Consider the following 13,608-nt stretch of genomic DNA (forward strand, 5'->3'; position numbering starts at 1 on the left):
GGGCTGACCGCCTGTTTTTGTCGTTTATTTTCCCACACAGAACTTGGAGAAGATGCGGGCGACGATGTCCTCCCGCACATTCTGGCCGGTGAGCTCGCCCAGAGCGGCCAGGGCCTCCTCCACATCGGTGAGCAGGGCGTCGGGGGTGACTCCCGCCTCCAGGGCCTCCCGGGCCCGGGCCACCGCCTGACGGGCCCGGCGGGCGGCCTCCTCCTGGCGCTGGTTGGTGAGCAGCTGGCCGTAGGGGACGTCCTCCGGCTTGGGGAACTGGGCGGCCACCGCCGCCTCCAGCTCAGAGAGCCCCTGTCCGGTCTTGGAGCTGAGGGTCACCACCGGGGGCATGGGATTGAGGTTCAGGAAGGGGATCGGGGCGGAGGGCAGGTCGCTCTTGGTGTTCACCAGGATGGTGGGAGCCAGCTTCAGGGCCGCCTGGAGCAGGTCTCCGTCCTCCTCCGTGACCTGGGCCGAGCCGTCCCACAGCACCAGGATGAGCTCCGCCTCCTCCATGGCGCTGCGGCTGCGCTCCACGCCCAGCCGCTCAATGGGGTCGTCGCTCTCCCGCAGACCGGCGGTGTCAATGAGGCGCACCGGCACGCCCCCCAGCTCCACATTTACCTCCAGGGTGTCCCGGGTGGTGCCGGGGATGTCGGTGACAATGGCCCGGTCGTAGCCCGCCAGGGCGTTGAGAAGGGAGGACTTGCCCGCGTTGGGCCGTCCCACCAGGGCGCAGGAGATGCCCCGGGTGACCTGGCGGCCCCGGCGGCAGGTGGACAGCAGGTGGTCCAGCGCCCCCTCCTGCTCCTCCAGGGTGTGGGAGAGCTCCTCCAGACGGAAGGGGTCGATGTCCTCATCAGGGTAGTCTAGCACCGCGTGGAAGTGGGCCATCACGTCCACCAGGGCGGAGTAAATGTCCCCAATCCGCCGGGACAGGGCACCGGACAGCTGGCCCGCCGCATGGCGGGCGCCCTCCCGGCCCCGGGCCTCCAGCAGGTCGCCCACTGCCTCCGCCTGGGCCAGGTCCAGCTGGCCGTTCAAAAAGGCACGGCGGGTGAACTCCCCCGGTCCGGCCTGGCGGGCCCCCAGGGCAAACAGGGCCTCCAGACCCAGGGACAGCACCATGGGGGAGCCGTGGCACTGAAATTCCGCCGTGTCCTCTCCGGTGTAGCTCTGGGGTCCCCGGCTGAAGGTACACAGGCACCGGTCAATGGGCTCGCCCCCCTCATCCAGCAGGTCACCGTAGACCAGCGTGCGGGGCGCGTGGTCCGTCAAAGCTTTGGGCCCCAAGGGACGGAAGGTTTTTGCGGCAATCTCCAGCGACCGGGGACCGGACAGGCGGAGAATGCCGATGGCCCCGGGACCGGGGGGCGTGGAGATGGCGGCAATGGTGTCGGGCTGGGTAGGCATGGCGGCAGAACCTCCTTGACAGCGGAAGAAAATGGGCAGGCGGAGCGGATGTTCCTGCAAAATCCGCCCCGCCGCGTTTTTGTAAGATATTTCCCCTTGACAAAGGTTATGGAAACCTGGGAAACGGAATATGCAGGGGAATAGTTAACATAACACAATGTGGAAAAGGGTGTGGAAAATGTGGACAACCCTTGGGAACAGTGGAAACCTGAGTGGAGCATAACGGACTTGGTCATATCCACTGCTCTGCATAGGGGGTTACCAAAAATGAATGGGGTCCCGGAACAAGCCGGGAAGAGAGACGCAGGGTATCCTGCAAAACCGGGAATGGGTGGGTTACTTACAGCCGGGCACAGATGGCGCGGGCAGTCTGAACACCGGAAGCTCCGGCCTGGGCGCGTCGCCGCGGGCTGCATATCCTTCGCCTCCGGCCAGTGGCCGAAGGCTCATTCATTCCGCCGCGGCTCCTTTCCCAAGGCCACCCGCTTCGCTGGGCTGCCCTTGGGGCACCGCCTCCGGCGGTGTGCAGGGCGGCCTGGCCCAGTCCGGGACAATCCTGACGGTGGGGGAGCGCCTTACAGTCGGGCGCAGATGGCGCGGGCAGTCTGAACACCCGAAGCACCGGCCTGGGCCAGGCCGCGGGTGACGCCGGCGCCGTCGCCGGCGGCGAAGAAGCCGGGCAAGGCGGTCTCCAGCTCCGGGGTGAGCTGGAGGCGGGCGGAGTAGAACTTCACCTCCGCGCCGTAGAGCAGGGTGTCGTAGTTGGCGGTGCCCGGGGCGATCTTGTCCAGCTGGTAGATCATCTCGATGATGTTGTCCAGCTGGCGCTTGGGCAGGGCCAGAGACAGGTCGCCGGGGATGGCGGCGGTGAGGGTGGGCCGGACAAAGGACTTGCTCATCCGGTGCTCGTTGGAGCGGCGGCCGCCCACCAGGTCGCCGAAGCGCTGGACCAGCACGCCGCCGGCCAGCATGTTGCTGAGGGAGGCCACGTGCTTGCCGTAGCGGTAGGGCTCGTTGAAGGGCTTGGTGAAGCGGTTGGAGACCAGCAGGGCGAAGTTGGTGTTCTCGCTGCGCAGGGCGGGGTCGGCGTAGGAGTGGCCGTTTACCGTGTTGATGCCCTCCACGTTCTCCGCCACCACGTGGCCGTAGGGGTTCATGCAGAAGGTGCGCACCTGGTCGCCGTACTGCTTGGTGCGGTAGACCAGCTTGGACTCGTACACCACGTCGGTGATGTGCTCAAAGACGGTGGCGGGCAGCTCCACCCGCACGCCGATGTCCACCTGGTTGTTGAGAAGCTCCAGACCCAGCTCCTTGCACTGGTTGGCGAACCACTCGGCGCCGGAGCGGCCGGGGGCGGCAATGAGCCACTTGCAGGACACCTCGCCCCCCTTGGCCAGGGTCAGACGGTAGCCGCCGTCGGCCTGGGCGATGTGGGTGACCTCCGTGTTGAAGCGGAACTCCAGCTTGTCCTGCAGTCCCTCGTAGATGTTGGTGAGGATGCGCAGGTTGTTCTCGGTGCCCAGGTGCTTGCACCGGGCCTGCAGGAGGTGCAGGTCGTAGGCCAGTGCCCGGCGCTCCAGAGCCTTGGCCTCGGGGGTGGTGGTGGAGAAGCACTGGGTGGTGGCTCCGTGGGCCACATTAATGGAGTCCACATAGTCAATGAGCTCCATGACCTGGCCGGGCTCCATGAAATCGGTGAGCCAGCCGCCGAACTCGGTGGTAAAGTTGAACTTGCCGTCGGAGAAGGCCCCGGCGCCGCCGAAGCCGCACATGGTGTGACAGACGGGACAGTGGATGCACTCCCGCACCTTGCCCGCCACGATGGGGCAGCTGCGGTGGTAGATGTCGGCCCCCTGGTCCAGGGCCAGGACCTTCAGGTCGGGGCGCAGGTGGGTCAGCTCGTAGGCGGCGAAGATGCCCGCCTCGCCGCAGCCCAGAATGGCAACGTCATAAGTGGGATTCATGGGAGAACTCCTCTCATCATCAGTAATCATTCAGGAAAGGGGCGCAATGCCCATACCAATACAGTATATAGTATAACATAGTTTTGGGAAAACGGAAGAGCAAAAGCAGGGAATCAGGCCGAAAATACCCCAAATAAAATCAGATCCAGCAGACGGCTCCGCCACAGGTCGGGCTGGCTTTCCCCGGGAGGAGCCGCCGTGCAGCAGCGGCGCAGCATGGCCCAGAAGCTCTCCTCCACCGCCTCCAGGTAGACCAGGGTTTGCTCCCGGTCCAGACCGGGACGCAGGGGCGCGTCTGCCAGGATTTTTTCAAAGAAGCAGCGGTTGGCCTGCAGCAGGGGGGCGCGCAGCCGCTGAATGTCCTGGGCCAGGTGGGCGGGGGTATGGAGCAGGGCGGACTCAAAGACGCCCTTTTCCAGAGGATTCTTGGCAAAGTAGGCCTCACGGGCGGAGAAGTAGTACCGGATGGACAGGCGGGCGCCGGGGCAGGAGCACTGGTCGGCCAGCTGAAGGGAGAGCTGGGCCAGGGACTGGAAGACCTGCTCCACACAGGCCAGAAACAGGGGGTCCTTGCCGGCGTAGTAGTGGTAGAGCATCCCCTTGGAGATGTGGTATTGGCTGCAGATTTGATCCACCGTGACAGCGGCATACTCCCGGGAGCCGAACTCGTTGAGGGCGGCCTGGAGAATTTCACCCCGGCTGCGGGCGACGCGGTCCTGCTGCTTCATGAAAAGGCCTCCTTCTGTTTTCCCAGCTCCCCTGCCCACTCAAAGCCCTTTTTGGCCAGGAGAACGGCCAGGATTTCGTTAATGACCGCCGCCGCGGCGATGGTGCCCTGGATCAGAGCGGCACCCTGGGGATCCGGTCCGCTGAGGACGGAGACGGCGATGCCGGTAAAGAGCAGGGATACCCCGGAGTGGGGCAGCAGAGTGAGTCCCAGGTACCGGCGCACCGTCCGGGGGGAGCCGGTGGCCGCCGCCCCCACATAGGCGCCGCTGTATTTCCCCAGCGCCCGGGCCACGATGTAGAGGGCGGTGTATAGGCCTGCACCCAGAATCAGATGGTAGTCCAGCGGGGCGCCCAGATTGAGGATGACCACAATCATGGCAAGGCCGATGGCGGGGGTCATCCGCTTCATGATGGCGTCCAGAGCGGGCTGGTCGATCCGGTTGGCAAACACGGCGGACAGGCCCATGCCCAGCAGCATGAAGTTGAGCACCGACGTACCCAGCAGGTGGTTGGCGGCCATTCCCACGCAGGAGGTCACCAGAATGGAGATCCAGACCACCGCCACCGAGGCGCACGGACGGCGCAGACGCCGGAGAATACCGCCGGTCACATAGCCCAGGGCGCCGCCCAGGGGAATGGGCAGAAACACCAGCACCAGAATGAGCCACACCGGCACTGCCAGGGCGGAGACGTGGGCGGAGACCGCGGCCACCACGCAGAAGAAAATCAGGGCGCCCACCAGGTCGTCCAGAGCGGCCATGGGGATGAGGGTGCTGGTAACCGGCCCCGCGGTCTTCATCTGGCTGACGATGGACAGAGAGGGGGCGGGGGCAGTGGCCAGGGAGATGCCTCCCAGCAGGAAGGCCAGGTAGATGGGCTCTCCCTGCATCCAGAAGACCAGGGCAAAGACGGCGCTGACCACCAGAAAGGTCCCCAGTGACTCGGTGATTGTGGTGACAAAAATCTGCCGGCCTGCCCGCTTGAGCTTGTTCCACAGCAGCTCCGTGCCGATCATCAGACCCAGCGTACACTCCAGAATGTGCTCCAGCGTCGTGTACCAGAGGGAGTCCATCAGCGGCTGGCTGAATACATTGAGCAGATGGGGACCCAGCACCATGCCGGCCACCAGCCACCCCAGGATGGGGGGCAGCCGGATGGCACCGGCCAATTTTCCAAAGCACCAGGCTACCGCCATGGACAGCAGCAGCTGGAGGGGTTGAACGACCATGATCATGCGCTCCTTTCAAAAGTAGACGATATCGTCTATTTTTGAATCATAGCACGAAATGGGGCCGGAGACAAGGGAAACGGGCAAAAAAACAGCCGCCTCAGGCGGCGGCTTGGGAGAATACGTTGGATTGGGTGGGGAGGGGCAGGGTGAGCCACCCCAGCTCCGCCAGGGTCTGCAGGGACTGCTGAGGCAGATCCTCCGGGGCGCCGCTGCTCAGACGCAGACAGAAGTAGGCGCCCGCCCGGGCCGGGTAGGTCTCGGCGACCGGGGAGAGAAAGACCAGAATCCGGTCCCCGTTGGACAGCCCGTCGAACAGGTCGGAGCCGGTGCGGTCTGTGAGGATAATGGGGGTGCCGGAGGAGTCAATGAGGATGGGGGTGTCCTGGTCCCCCAGCAAAAACCGTCCGGTGAGCGGGCTGCCCACCCGGGCAATGGCGGCGCCGGCTGCCAGGGCCGTCACCAGCATACAGACGGCCACCGTCAGACCGATCCTCCGCTTGTTCACGTCAATCGCCTCCAGAAAGGGAATGCTCTATAAAGGCAAGACGAAAAAAACAGGGAAAGGTTCCCACAAAGCAGAAAAAATCCCCCCTCCGGCGGGAGGGAGGAAATATGGACCTTCAGCTTTTTTCCTGGAAGGTAGCGCCGCAGCCCCGGCAGGTCACCGTGATGCGGCCCTTGCCCCGGGGCACCCGCAGCTGCTGGCCGCAGTTGGGACACTTGAAATAGCGGTGTTCCTTATCCCGGTGAATGGTGCGCCGCAGACGAAACCACCGCACGGCGGGGGTGGTCAGCTGCAAAAACTTGGCGTTTTCCGCCCGGCGGCGGGGGATATTCCGGGAGAGCAGGCGAAACAGGCAGATAAAAATCAAGACCAGGCTGACCCAGTATAAGGGTGCAAACCGGGTCACAGCAAACAGAAAATAGGCGAGAACATAGAGCACCAGGAGAAATAAGTTGAGAGGATCAGTGCCGTACCGGCCATACATAAAGCGCTGGATGGCGTTGCGGATCATAGGAGCGCCCCCTTAGAAAGAGAAAGGATGGCAGGCGTTTTCGCCTGCCAAATACGATAGTATAATGATAGCGCGTCCAGGGGGGATCGTCAAGAAGTCATTCGTAAACAAAGTGTAAATTCGACCGGGTATGCAGGGAAACAGACCTTCATTTCGGGGAAAAGAGTGTAACTTTTTGACAATACCGCTTGTGCCGGGAGGCGAAATAAGGTATACTGAAAGGCGACCTTATACCTGAGAGGAGGCCGGCGCAATGAAGCGCATTGACAAGGAAAACTACTATCTGGATATTGCCGAGACGGTTCTGGAGCGCTCCACCTGCCTGCGCCGGTGCTACGGAGCCATCATCGTAAAGAATGACGAGATTGTCTCCACCGGCTATAACGGCGCGCCCAGAGGGCGGAAAAACTGCCTGGATTTGGGCTACTGCACCCGGGAGGCCATGAACATTCCCTCCGGCGAGCGGTATGAGCTGTGCCGGTCCGTCCACGCCGAGATGAACGCCATCATCTCCGCCGCCCGGCGGGACACCCTGGGCGCCACCCTGTATCTGGCGGGCCGGGAGGCCAAAAACGGGGAGCTGCTCCACGACGCCACCTCCTGTTCCATGTGCCGGCGGCTCATCATCAACGCGGGCATTGACCGGGTGGTTATCCGCAATACGGAGACGGATTACGCCGTGGTGCATGTGGAGGATTGGATCCGGGAGGACGATTCCCTGCCCAAGACGGAATAAGAACAAAAACCGGCCGGGGCGGCGAAAGCCGCCCCGGTTTTTTGCTGTTATGGGCCCTTTATTGGTCCGAAAGTGGTCCAAAACACAGGGAAACCAGCGGAAGAGAGGGCGGGATCCAATAGGCAGAACGCACAGAGGGGCGGGAGAAAAGACCTGGAAAAACGAGGAAAATGCTGGAAAATCTTCCTTGGGAAATGTGAATAAATCTTGACAGAAAAGCGAGCGGCCTTTACAATAATGAACAGGACAAATATGAAAAACCCGGGGGATGTTTTTCAGTTGTCGCAAGGGCGCCGGAGGGTAAAATCCGGGCGTGCCTTGCGGCTCATTTTATGTGCAAGTCCCATGAGGGGCGAACCGTGCCCCAGGCATGGGCGCTGCGGCGGTCCGCCGCAGCCTTTCAATGAATTTTGGAGGTGTAAAAAACCAAATGCTACCCTATGTCATCGCAGCGATCATTGGTATCGTGGTCGGTGTGGCGGTGGGTATCCCGCTGGGCATCCAGCGGCGCAAGCAGTCTGCCGAGCAGCAGATCGGCTCCGCCGAGGAGGAGGCCAAGCGCATCGTCAATGAGGCCTACAAGAGCGCCGAGAGCAAGAAGCGTGAGGCGCTGGTGGAGGCCAAGGAGGAGATCCTGAAGGCCCGCAACGAGTACGAAAAGGAAGAAAAAGAGCGCCGGAGCGATCTTCAGAAGCAGGAGCGCCGTCTCCAGCAGAAAGAAGAGAACCTGGACCGCAAGACCGAGAATATTGAGAAGAAGGAAGAGCAGCTGGCCAACCGCCTGAACAAGCTGGAGGCCACCCAGGCCGAGGCCGAGCAGGTGAAGAAGAGCCAGCTGGAGATGCTGGAGCGAATCTCCGGCTTCACCGCCGAGGAGGCCAAGAACTACCTCCTGCAGCAGCTGGAGGAGGACGTCACCCACGAGTCGGCCATGAAGATCAAGGAGATCGAGGCCCGCTTGAAGGACGAGGCGGACACCAAGGCGCGGGAGATCATCTCTCTGGCCATCCAGCGCTGCGCCGCCGACCACGTGGCGGAGGCCACCGTCAGCGTGGTGCCCCTGCCCAACGACGAAATGAAGGGCCGCATCATCGGCCGCGAGGGCCGGAACATCCGGACCCTGGAGACCATGACCGGCGTGGATCTCATCATCGATGACACGCCCGAGGCCATTACCGTCTCCTGCTTTGACCCCGTCCGCCGGGAGATCGCCCGGCTGGCTCTGGAGAAGCTCATTCTGGACGGCCGCATCCACCCCGCCCGCATCGAGGAAATGGTGGAGAAGGCCAAGCGCGAGGTGGACGCCGTCATCAAGTCCGAGGGCGAGCGCGCTATCTTCGAGACCAACGTCCACGGCCTGCACCCGGAGCTTGTGAAGCTGCTGGGCCGGATGCGCTACCGCACCAGCTACGGACAGAACGTGCTCAACCACTCCATCGAGGTGTCCCATGTGGCCGGCCTGCTGGCCGCCGAGATTGGCGCCAATGTGGCGGAGGCCAAGCGTGCCGGTCTGCTGCACGACCTGGGCAAGGCCATCGACCACGAGGTGGAGGGCTCCCACGTCCAGATCGGCGTGGAGCTGGCCCGGAAGTACCGGGAGAGCGAGGGCGTCATTCACGCCATCCAGGCCCACCACAACGACGTGGAGCCCAGAACCATTGTGGCCTGCCTGGTGCAGGCGGCCGACGCCATCTCTGCCGCCCGGCCCGGTGCCCGGCGGGAGAACCTGGAGAATTATATCAAGCGGCTGGAGATGCTGGAGGAGATCACCTCCTCCTTCGAGGGCGTGGAGAAGTCCTTCGCCATCCAGGCCGGCCGCGAGGTGCGGATCATGGTCAAGCCCGAGGTCATCAGTGAGGATCAGATGGTCCTGCTGGCCCGGGACATTGCCAAGAAGATCGAGGACGAGCTGGAGTATCCCGGTCAGATCAAGGTGCATCTGCTGCGGGAGACCAAGGCCATCGAATACGCCAAGTAATTTTCCAAACGAATACGACGAAACAAAATCGGGACGCCCCCCAGCGTCCCGATTTTTTTATCTTTTCTCCGTAGAGGCCCCCGCTTTCTTGAAAGAAAGCTTGGCAAAGAACTTCCTGCGAAGCTGCGCTTCGCCTCTGCGCCCGTAAGGAAAGGATTGGGCAAAAGGAACCTTCTCCCTCGCCTTTGGGCTTTCCTTTTTTTGCGTAGGGGCGGCCTGCGGCCGCCCGCTGCGGGCAGTTTTCCTTTTTGGGGTGGGGGCGGATAGCATCCGCCCGCCGTATCTGGCATTCTGCTTCCGTAGGGGCGGATATTATCCGCCCGCTTTAACCGTCTGCAAAAGGGTTATGGGGATTTCGCCTTCGGGCGGGGATGGAGATGGTTTCGCCCTGCTGGGCGACCTACTTTGCTCGCGTCGGCAAAGTAGGCAAAACGCCGCCGGGGAACGGCGTCTCGAAAAACACTCCGTGTTTTTATGCCGCCTCCCCCGGACCCCCCGTTTTTTATACGGGGGAGCCACCAAGGGGCGAGGTTGTATCCATCCGGCGCGGGCAAAGGCCAGGATACCGTCCCTTGCGCCGCCCGCTGCGCAGCCGTTGGCGGCTTTGCCGCCTTACGGATGCGGCGTACCCCTTGCGGGTGCTGCCGCTCCATGTTGATTGAACAGGCTTGTTCTCCTACAAGAGCAATCGCGCCTAATGCTCTGCCCTCGCGGGGCGGTTCGGTGGTCGCTCCGCCTCCGGGGATTGTTCCCAATATGTAAGACTACCGTGAACACGCATCTGCTCCAGGTCCGCACCCTCTGGCGGCTTCGTCGACCGCAGGCATATTCCGGCGAGGAAGTTTTCAGGTTACCGCCAACCCCCGGGGGGTACATCCAATAGGGGGGACCGCAGTCCCCCCTGTGTTGGTCGTTTCAAGGAGAGGGGATTTCAAAGGGGAGAGGCCGATTCCCCCTATCAGGGGGAAATGTCCCGAAGGGACAAAGGGGGTAGGGTACTCGAAATCCCTCTCCCCTTTGACGGTTCTTTGGTGACTTTCTGTCCGCACAGAAAGTCACTCGCCCGGAGGCGAAATACTCCTTTACTTCCTGGGATAAGGCTCCCGCACGTCAGTGAGCCCCAATAGGTAGTCCACGCTGGTGTGGTGCAAGTGGGCCAGTTGGATGAGAATAGAAGTTGGAATATCATTTTCGCCAGTTTCATATTTGGAGTATCCGGTCTGTGACATTCCAAGCTGTTTGGCTAATTCGGTCTGAGACAGTTCAAGGTCTTCGCGAAGATCCCGGATTCTGTGATACATACAATCACCCTGTTTCAGTATGAATTAACCTAAAACAGGGTATTCCATTTTAACCTAAAACAGGTTAGAATAAAGAGAGGTGACTAATTTATGAAAAAAGACACCGAAACAAAACGGGTGCAGGTTACACTTCCGCTGGAATTGTACCAAGCCCTGCAACAACAGGCACAGGAAGAGCTGCGCTCCATTCCTGCCCAGATCCGTCAGATCCTGAAAGTAAATTTGAGCTCCCAAGAACAGCATGGAACCAAACTCCGCAAATAAAAAGTCCCGGACTGCCGTCAGTCCGGGACTTCCTATTTTCGTTATTCCTCGTCCAGTTTAAGGACGGCCATAAACGCCTCGGTGGGCAGCTGCACAGTGCCCAGAGTACGCATTTTCTTCTTGCCTTCCTTCTGCTTCTCCAGCAGCTTCTTCTTCCGGGTAATATCGCCGCCGTAGCACTTGGCCAGCACGTCCTTGCGCATGGCCTTCACCGTCTCGCGGGCGATAATCTTGCCGCCGATGGCCGCCTGAACGGGCACCTCAAAGAGCTGGCGGGGGATGTTCTCCTTCAGCTTCTCGCAGATTTTCCGGGCCCGGGCGTAGGCCTTGTCCTTGTGGACGATGAAGCTGAGGGCGTCCACCTGGTCGCCGTTCAGCAGCAGGTCCACCTTCACCAGGTTGCTGGGCTGGTAGCCCTCCAGCTCGTAGTCCAGCGAGGCGTAGCCCTTGGTGCGGGCCTTCAGGGCGTCGAAGAAGTCGTAGATAATCTCGCCGATGGGCATGGAGTAGTGGAGCTCCACCAGGTTGGTGTCCAGGTACTGCATGTCCTTAAAGACGCCACGGCGCTCCTGGCACATGGGCATGATGTTGCCCACGTAGTCGGGGGGCGAGATGATGGATACCTTGGCGAAGGGCTCCCGGGCCTCGGAGATGGAGCCGGGATCGGGGTAGTTGTGGGGGTTATCCACCCGAACCACAGTCCCATCTGTTTTGGTTACCTCATAAATTACCGAGGGTAATGTGGTTACCAGGTCCAGATCGAACTCACGCTCCAGCCGCTCCTGGATAATCTCCATATGGAGCATGCCAAGGAAGCCGCAGCGGAAGCCGAAGCCCAGGGCCACGGAGGACTCGGGCTCAAAGGAGAGGGAGGCGTCATTGAGCTGCAGCTTCTCCAGAGCGTCCCGCAGGTCGGGGTACTTGGAGCCGTCCTCGGTGTAGATGCCGCAGTAGACCATGGGCTGGGCGGGGCGGTAGCCAGGGAGGGCCTCGGCGGCGGGGGCCTCCGCGCCGGTGATAGTGTCACCCACCCGAGTGTCCTTCACATTCTTGATGGAGGCGGTGAACCAGCCTACCTCGCCGGCCTCCAGGGCGTCGCAGGAATCCATGCCCAGGGGGCGCAGATAGCCGCAGTCCAGCACCTGGTAGGTGGCGCCCGAGGCCATCATCTTCACCTGCATGCCCTTTTTCAGTGTACCCTCCATTACCCGGAAGTAGACGATGACGCCCACGTAGGGGTCATACTGGCTGTCGAAGATCAGGGCCTTCAGGGGGGCGTTGGGGTCGCCGGTGGGGGCGGGGATGTTCTGGACGATGTCCTCCAGCACGGCGGGGATGTTGATGCCCTGCTTGGCGGAAATCTCCGGGGCGTCCTGGGCGGGCAGGGCCAGAATGTTTTCAATCTCATCCTTTACCCGCTGGGGATCGGCGGCGGGCAGGTCGATTTTGTTGACCACGGGCAGGATCTCCAGGTCGTGCTCCATAGCCAGGTAGGTGTTGGCCAGGGTCTGGGCCTCAATGCCCTGGGAGGCATCCACAATGAGCACCGCACCTTCGCAGGCGGCCAGAGAGCGGGAGACCTCATAGTTGAAGTCCACGTGGCCCGGGGTGTCAATGAGGTTCAGGGCGTAGGTGCTGCCGTCCTGGGCCTTGTAGTCCAGACGGACGGCACGGGCCTTGATGGTGATGCCGCGCTCACGCTCCAGGTCCATGTTGTCCAGCAGCTGGGACTCCATCTCCCGCTGGGGCACCGCGTTGCACAGCTCAATGAGCCGGTCGGACAGCGTGGACTTGCCGTGGTCAATGTGGGCGATAATGGAAAAGTTGCGAATTTTAGTCTGATCAGTCATAGGCGAAAAACCTCCGGAAAGGAATCAAACCAAATCGGAGCCCAGCGACAGCGGGTCCGATTTGGAGAGGCCGACGCCCCTTATCAAGGGGAGATGTCCCAAAGGGACAGAGGGGATAGGGACGAGCAGCGGAATGAGTGAGCTTTCCCCGCCAGGGGGAAGCGAAGAATATGAAGCTTGGGAGGACGAGGTCATAGGCGAAAAACCTCCGATAGGGAATAACCCCGGCAAACGCCCGGAAAGAGGCGCTTCGGGGAGAAAAACCAGTCTTTACTTGCTCTTGCGGGCGGCGGTGATGCCGTTGACCCGCTCGCCGGTGTTGTGGACAATCTGGAGCAGGGACTGGTAGAGTCCGGGGTAATTCTGGGCCAGATCGTCATTGGTCATCCCGGGCAGATTGCCCTTGGCCTTCACGTGGGCGGCCAGGGCATCCATCAGCTCCGCCTCGGAGCAGCGCATGTCCGCCTCAGGCAGGCCGGCCTCAAAGTGGCTGCGGGGGACGGAGAAGAAGGCGGGGTTGTTGTCGGGATTGGCCTGGTACAGGCGGCGGTACATCTTGTAGACGGCGGTGGACAGGTAGTCGGAGGCTGCCTTGATGGCCTCCCGGCTGCCCGTCTTGGCCAGCAGATCGAAGAGAAGACCGATGGAATTGACCAGCAGCTTTTTGCTCAGCATGGCCAGCACGCTGCCCTTCAGGGAGTTGTCCTTCTCCTGGCTCAAATCGTACAGCTCCTCGGGGGCGATGGTGGTGCCGTCCCGGCTGAGGGTGCGGCCCAGCAGAAAGTCGGCGGACACGCCGTAATAGTCGCAGGCCTTTACCACGAAGGAGAGGCCGGGCTCCCGGATGCCGTTTTCATAGTGGCTGAGCAGAGCCTGAGAGATGCCCAGCTCCGCGGCGGCGGCGCGCTGGCTCACCTTTTTCTCACGGCGCAGCAGGGACAGGGTGCGGGAAAATTCTGAATTCACAAATCGTCACCTCAAACAAAACAATACACAACGTAAAGTATAACTGAAACCAATACGAAACGTAAAGAGGAAACAGAAAAAATCCTTATTCCTTTTTCCAGAAAAATTTGTGAGAAGAGCTGGGGAAATCAGGATGAGTACTCTTGAAATTTCCAGGGGAAAATGCTAC

General features: G+C 61.5%; 12 protein-coding genes. 3 read left to right on the forward strand and 9 right to left on the reverse strand.

What is annotated here, in order from left to right; all coding sequences use genetic code 11:
* Positions 1 to 24: 24 nt before the first annotated feature.
* The 6 genes from mnmE to AC3YUO_RS09945 form a co-directional block, all read right to left on the reverse strand.
* Positions 25 to 1,404, reverse strand: a complete 1,380-nt coding sequence (gene mnmE / locus AC3YUO_RS09920; RefSeq protein WP_489962876.1) for a tRNA uridine-5-carboxymethylaminomethyl(34) synthesis GTPase MnmE — start codon at positions 1,402 to 1,404, stop codon at positions 25 to 27.
* Between the two features lie 575 nt (positions 1,405 to 1,979).
* Positions 1,980 to 3,368: an NAD(P)/FAD-dependent oxidoreductase gene (locus AC3YUO_RS09925; protein ID WP_489962877.1), complete on the reverse strand. Its 1,389-nt coding sequence runs from the start codon at positions 3,366 to 3,368 to the stop codon at positions 1,980 to 1,982.
* A 113-nt stretch (positions 3,369 to 3,481) separates the two neighbouring features.
* Positions 3,482 to 4,096 (reverse strand): TetR/AcrR family transcriptional regulator, encoded by a 615-nt coding sequence (locus tag AC3YUO_RS09930; protein WP_489962878.1) that lies wholly within the window; start codon positions 4,094 to 4,096, stop codon positions 3,482 to 3,484.
* The gene (locus AC3YUO_RS09935) at positions 4,093 to 5,325 is read right to left on the reverse strand and encodes a cation:proton antiporter (RefSeq protein WP_489962879.1); all 1,233 of its coding nucleotides are present in this window, start codon (positions 5,323 to 5,325) and stop codon (positions 4,093 to 4,095) included. The genes AC3YUO_RS09930 and AC3YUO_RS09935 overlap by 4 nt, the downstream gene beginning before the upstream one ends.
* Before the next feature lie 100 nt (positions 5,326 to 5,425).
* The gene (locus AC3YUO_RS09940; protein ID WP_489962880.1) at positions 5,426 to 5,833 is read right to left on the reverse strand and encodes a hypothetical protein; all 408 of its coding nucleotides are present in this window, start codon (positions 5,831 to 5,833) and stop codon (positions 5,426 to 5,428) included.
* Between the two features lie 115 nt (positions 5,834 to 5,948).
* Positions 5,949 to 6,344, reverse strand: coding sequence for a hypothetical protein (locus AC3YUO_RS09945; protein ID WP_489962881.1), 396 nt, complete (start codon positions 6,342 to 6,344; stop codon positions 5,949 to 5,951).
* Positions 6,345 to 6,597: 253 nt separating this feature from the next.
* Between AC3YUO_RS09945 and AC3YUO_RS09950 the strand changes: the two genes are divergently transcribed.
* Together AC3YUO_RS09950 and rny are read left to right on the forward strand one after the other, a co-directional pair.
* Positions 6,598 to 7,080, forward strand: coding sequence for a deoxycytidylate deaminase (locus AC3YUO_RS09950; RefSeq protein WP_489962882.1), 483 nt, complete (start codon positions 6,598 to 6,600; stop codon positions 7,078 to 7,080).
* Between the two features lie 430 nt (positions 7,081 to 7,510).
* Positions 7,511 to 9,058, forward strand: a complete 1,548-nt coding sequence (gene rny, locus AC3YUO_RS09955) for a ribonuclease Y (protein WP_489962883.1) — start codon at positions 7,511 to 7,513, stop codon at positions 9,056 to 9,058.
* Between the two features lie 1,082 nt (positions 9,059 to 10,140).
* Here rny and AC3YUO_RS09960 read toward each other — a convergent pair.
* The gene (locus tag AC3YUO_RS09960) at positions 10,141 to 10,359 is read right to left on the reverse strand and encodes a helix-turn-helix domain-containing protein (RefSeq protein WP_489962884.1); all 219 of its coding nucleotides are present in this window, start codon (positions 10,357 to 10,359) and stop codon (positions 10,141 to 10,143) included.
* A gap of 90 nt (positions 10,360 to 10,449) precedes the next feature.
* Between AC3YUO_RS09960 and AC3YUO_RS09965 the strand changes: the two genes are divergently transcribed.
* On the forward strand, positions 10,450 to 10,623 hold the full coding sequence (locus tag AC3YUO_RS09965) for a ribbon-helix-helix domain-containing protein (RefSeq protein WP_489962885.1): 174 nt from the start codon (positions 10,450 to 10,452) through the stop codon (positions 10,621 to 10,623).
* A 41-nt stretch (positions 10,624 to 10,664) separates the two neighbouring features.
* On the opposite strand, the gene lepA is transcribed toward AC3YUO_RS09965, so the two are convergent.
* Complete coding sequence (gene lepA, locus AC3YUO_RS09970) at positions 10,665 to 12,473, reverse strand: translation elongation factor 4 (RefSeq protein WP_489962886.1); 1,809 nt, start codon at positions 12,471 to 12,473, stop codon at positions 10,665 to 10,667.
* A gap of 270 nt (positions 12,474 to 12,743) precedes the next feature.
* Positions 12,744 to 13,439, reverse strand: coding sequence for a helix-turn-helix domain-containing protein (locus AC3YUO_RS09975; RefSeq protein ID WP_489962887.1), 696 nt, complete (start codon positions 13,437 to 13,439; stop codon positions 12,744 to 12,746).
* Positions 13,440 to 13,608 lie beyond the last annotated feature (169 nt).

This window comes from Pseudoflavonifractor sp. HNCC25GI2 (assembly GCF_058136395.1).

What these genes read in the sequence shown, in the direction of transcription:
- mnmE (WP_489962876.1), bottom strand. Translation starts at nt 1,404, where the DNA reads ATGCCTACCCAGCCCGACACCATTGCCGCCATCTCCACGCCCCCCGGT.
- AC3YUO_RS09925 (WP_489962877.1), bottom strand. Translation starts at nt 3,368, where the DNA reads ATGAATCCCACTTATGACGTTGCCATTCTGGGCTGCGGCGAGGCGGGC.
- AC3YUO_RS09930 (WP_489962878.1), bottom strand. Translation starts at nt 4,096, where the DNA reads ATGAAGCAGCAGGACCGCGTCGCCCGCAGCCGGGGTGAAATTCTCCAG.
- AC3YUO_RS09935 (WP_489962879.1), bottom strand. Translation starts at nt 5,325, where the DNA reads ATGGTCGTTCAACCCCTCCAGCTGCTGCTGTCCATGGCGGTAGCCTGG.
- AC3YUO_RS09945 (WP_489962881.1), bottom strand. Translation starts at nt 6,344, where the DNA reads ATGATCCGCAACGCCATCCAGCGCTTTATGTATGGCCGGTACGGCACT.
- AC3YUO_RS09950 (WP_489962882.1), top strand. Translation starts at nt 6,598, where the DNA reads ATGAAGCGCATTGACAAGGAAAACTACTATCTGGATATTGCCGAGACG.
- rny (WP_489962883.1), top strand. Translation starts at nt 7,511, where the DNA reads ATGCTACCCTATGTCATCGCAGCGATCATTGGTATCGTGGTCGGTGTG.
- AC3YUO_RS09960 (WP_489962884.1), bottom strand. Translation starts at nt 10,359, where the DNA reads ATGTATCACAGAATCCGGGATCTTCGCGAAGACCTTGAACTGTCTCAG.
- AC3YUO_RS09965 (WP_489962885.1), top strand. Translation starts at nt 10,450, where the DNA reads ATGAAAAAAGACACCGAAACAAAACGGGTGCAGGTTACACTTCCGCTG.
- lepA (WP_489962886.1), bottom strand. Translation starts at nt 12,473, where the DNA reads ATGACTGATCAGACTAAAATTCGCAACTTTTCCATTATCGCCCACATT.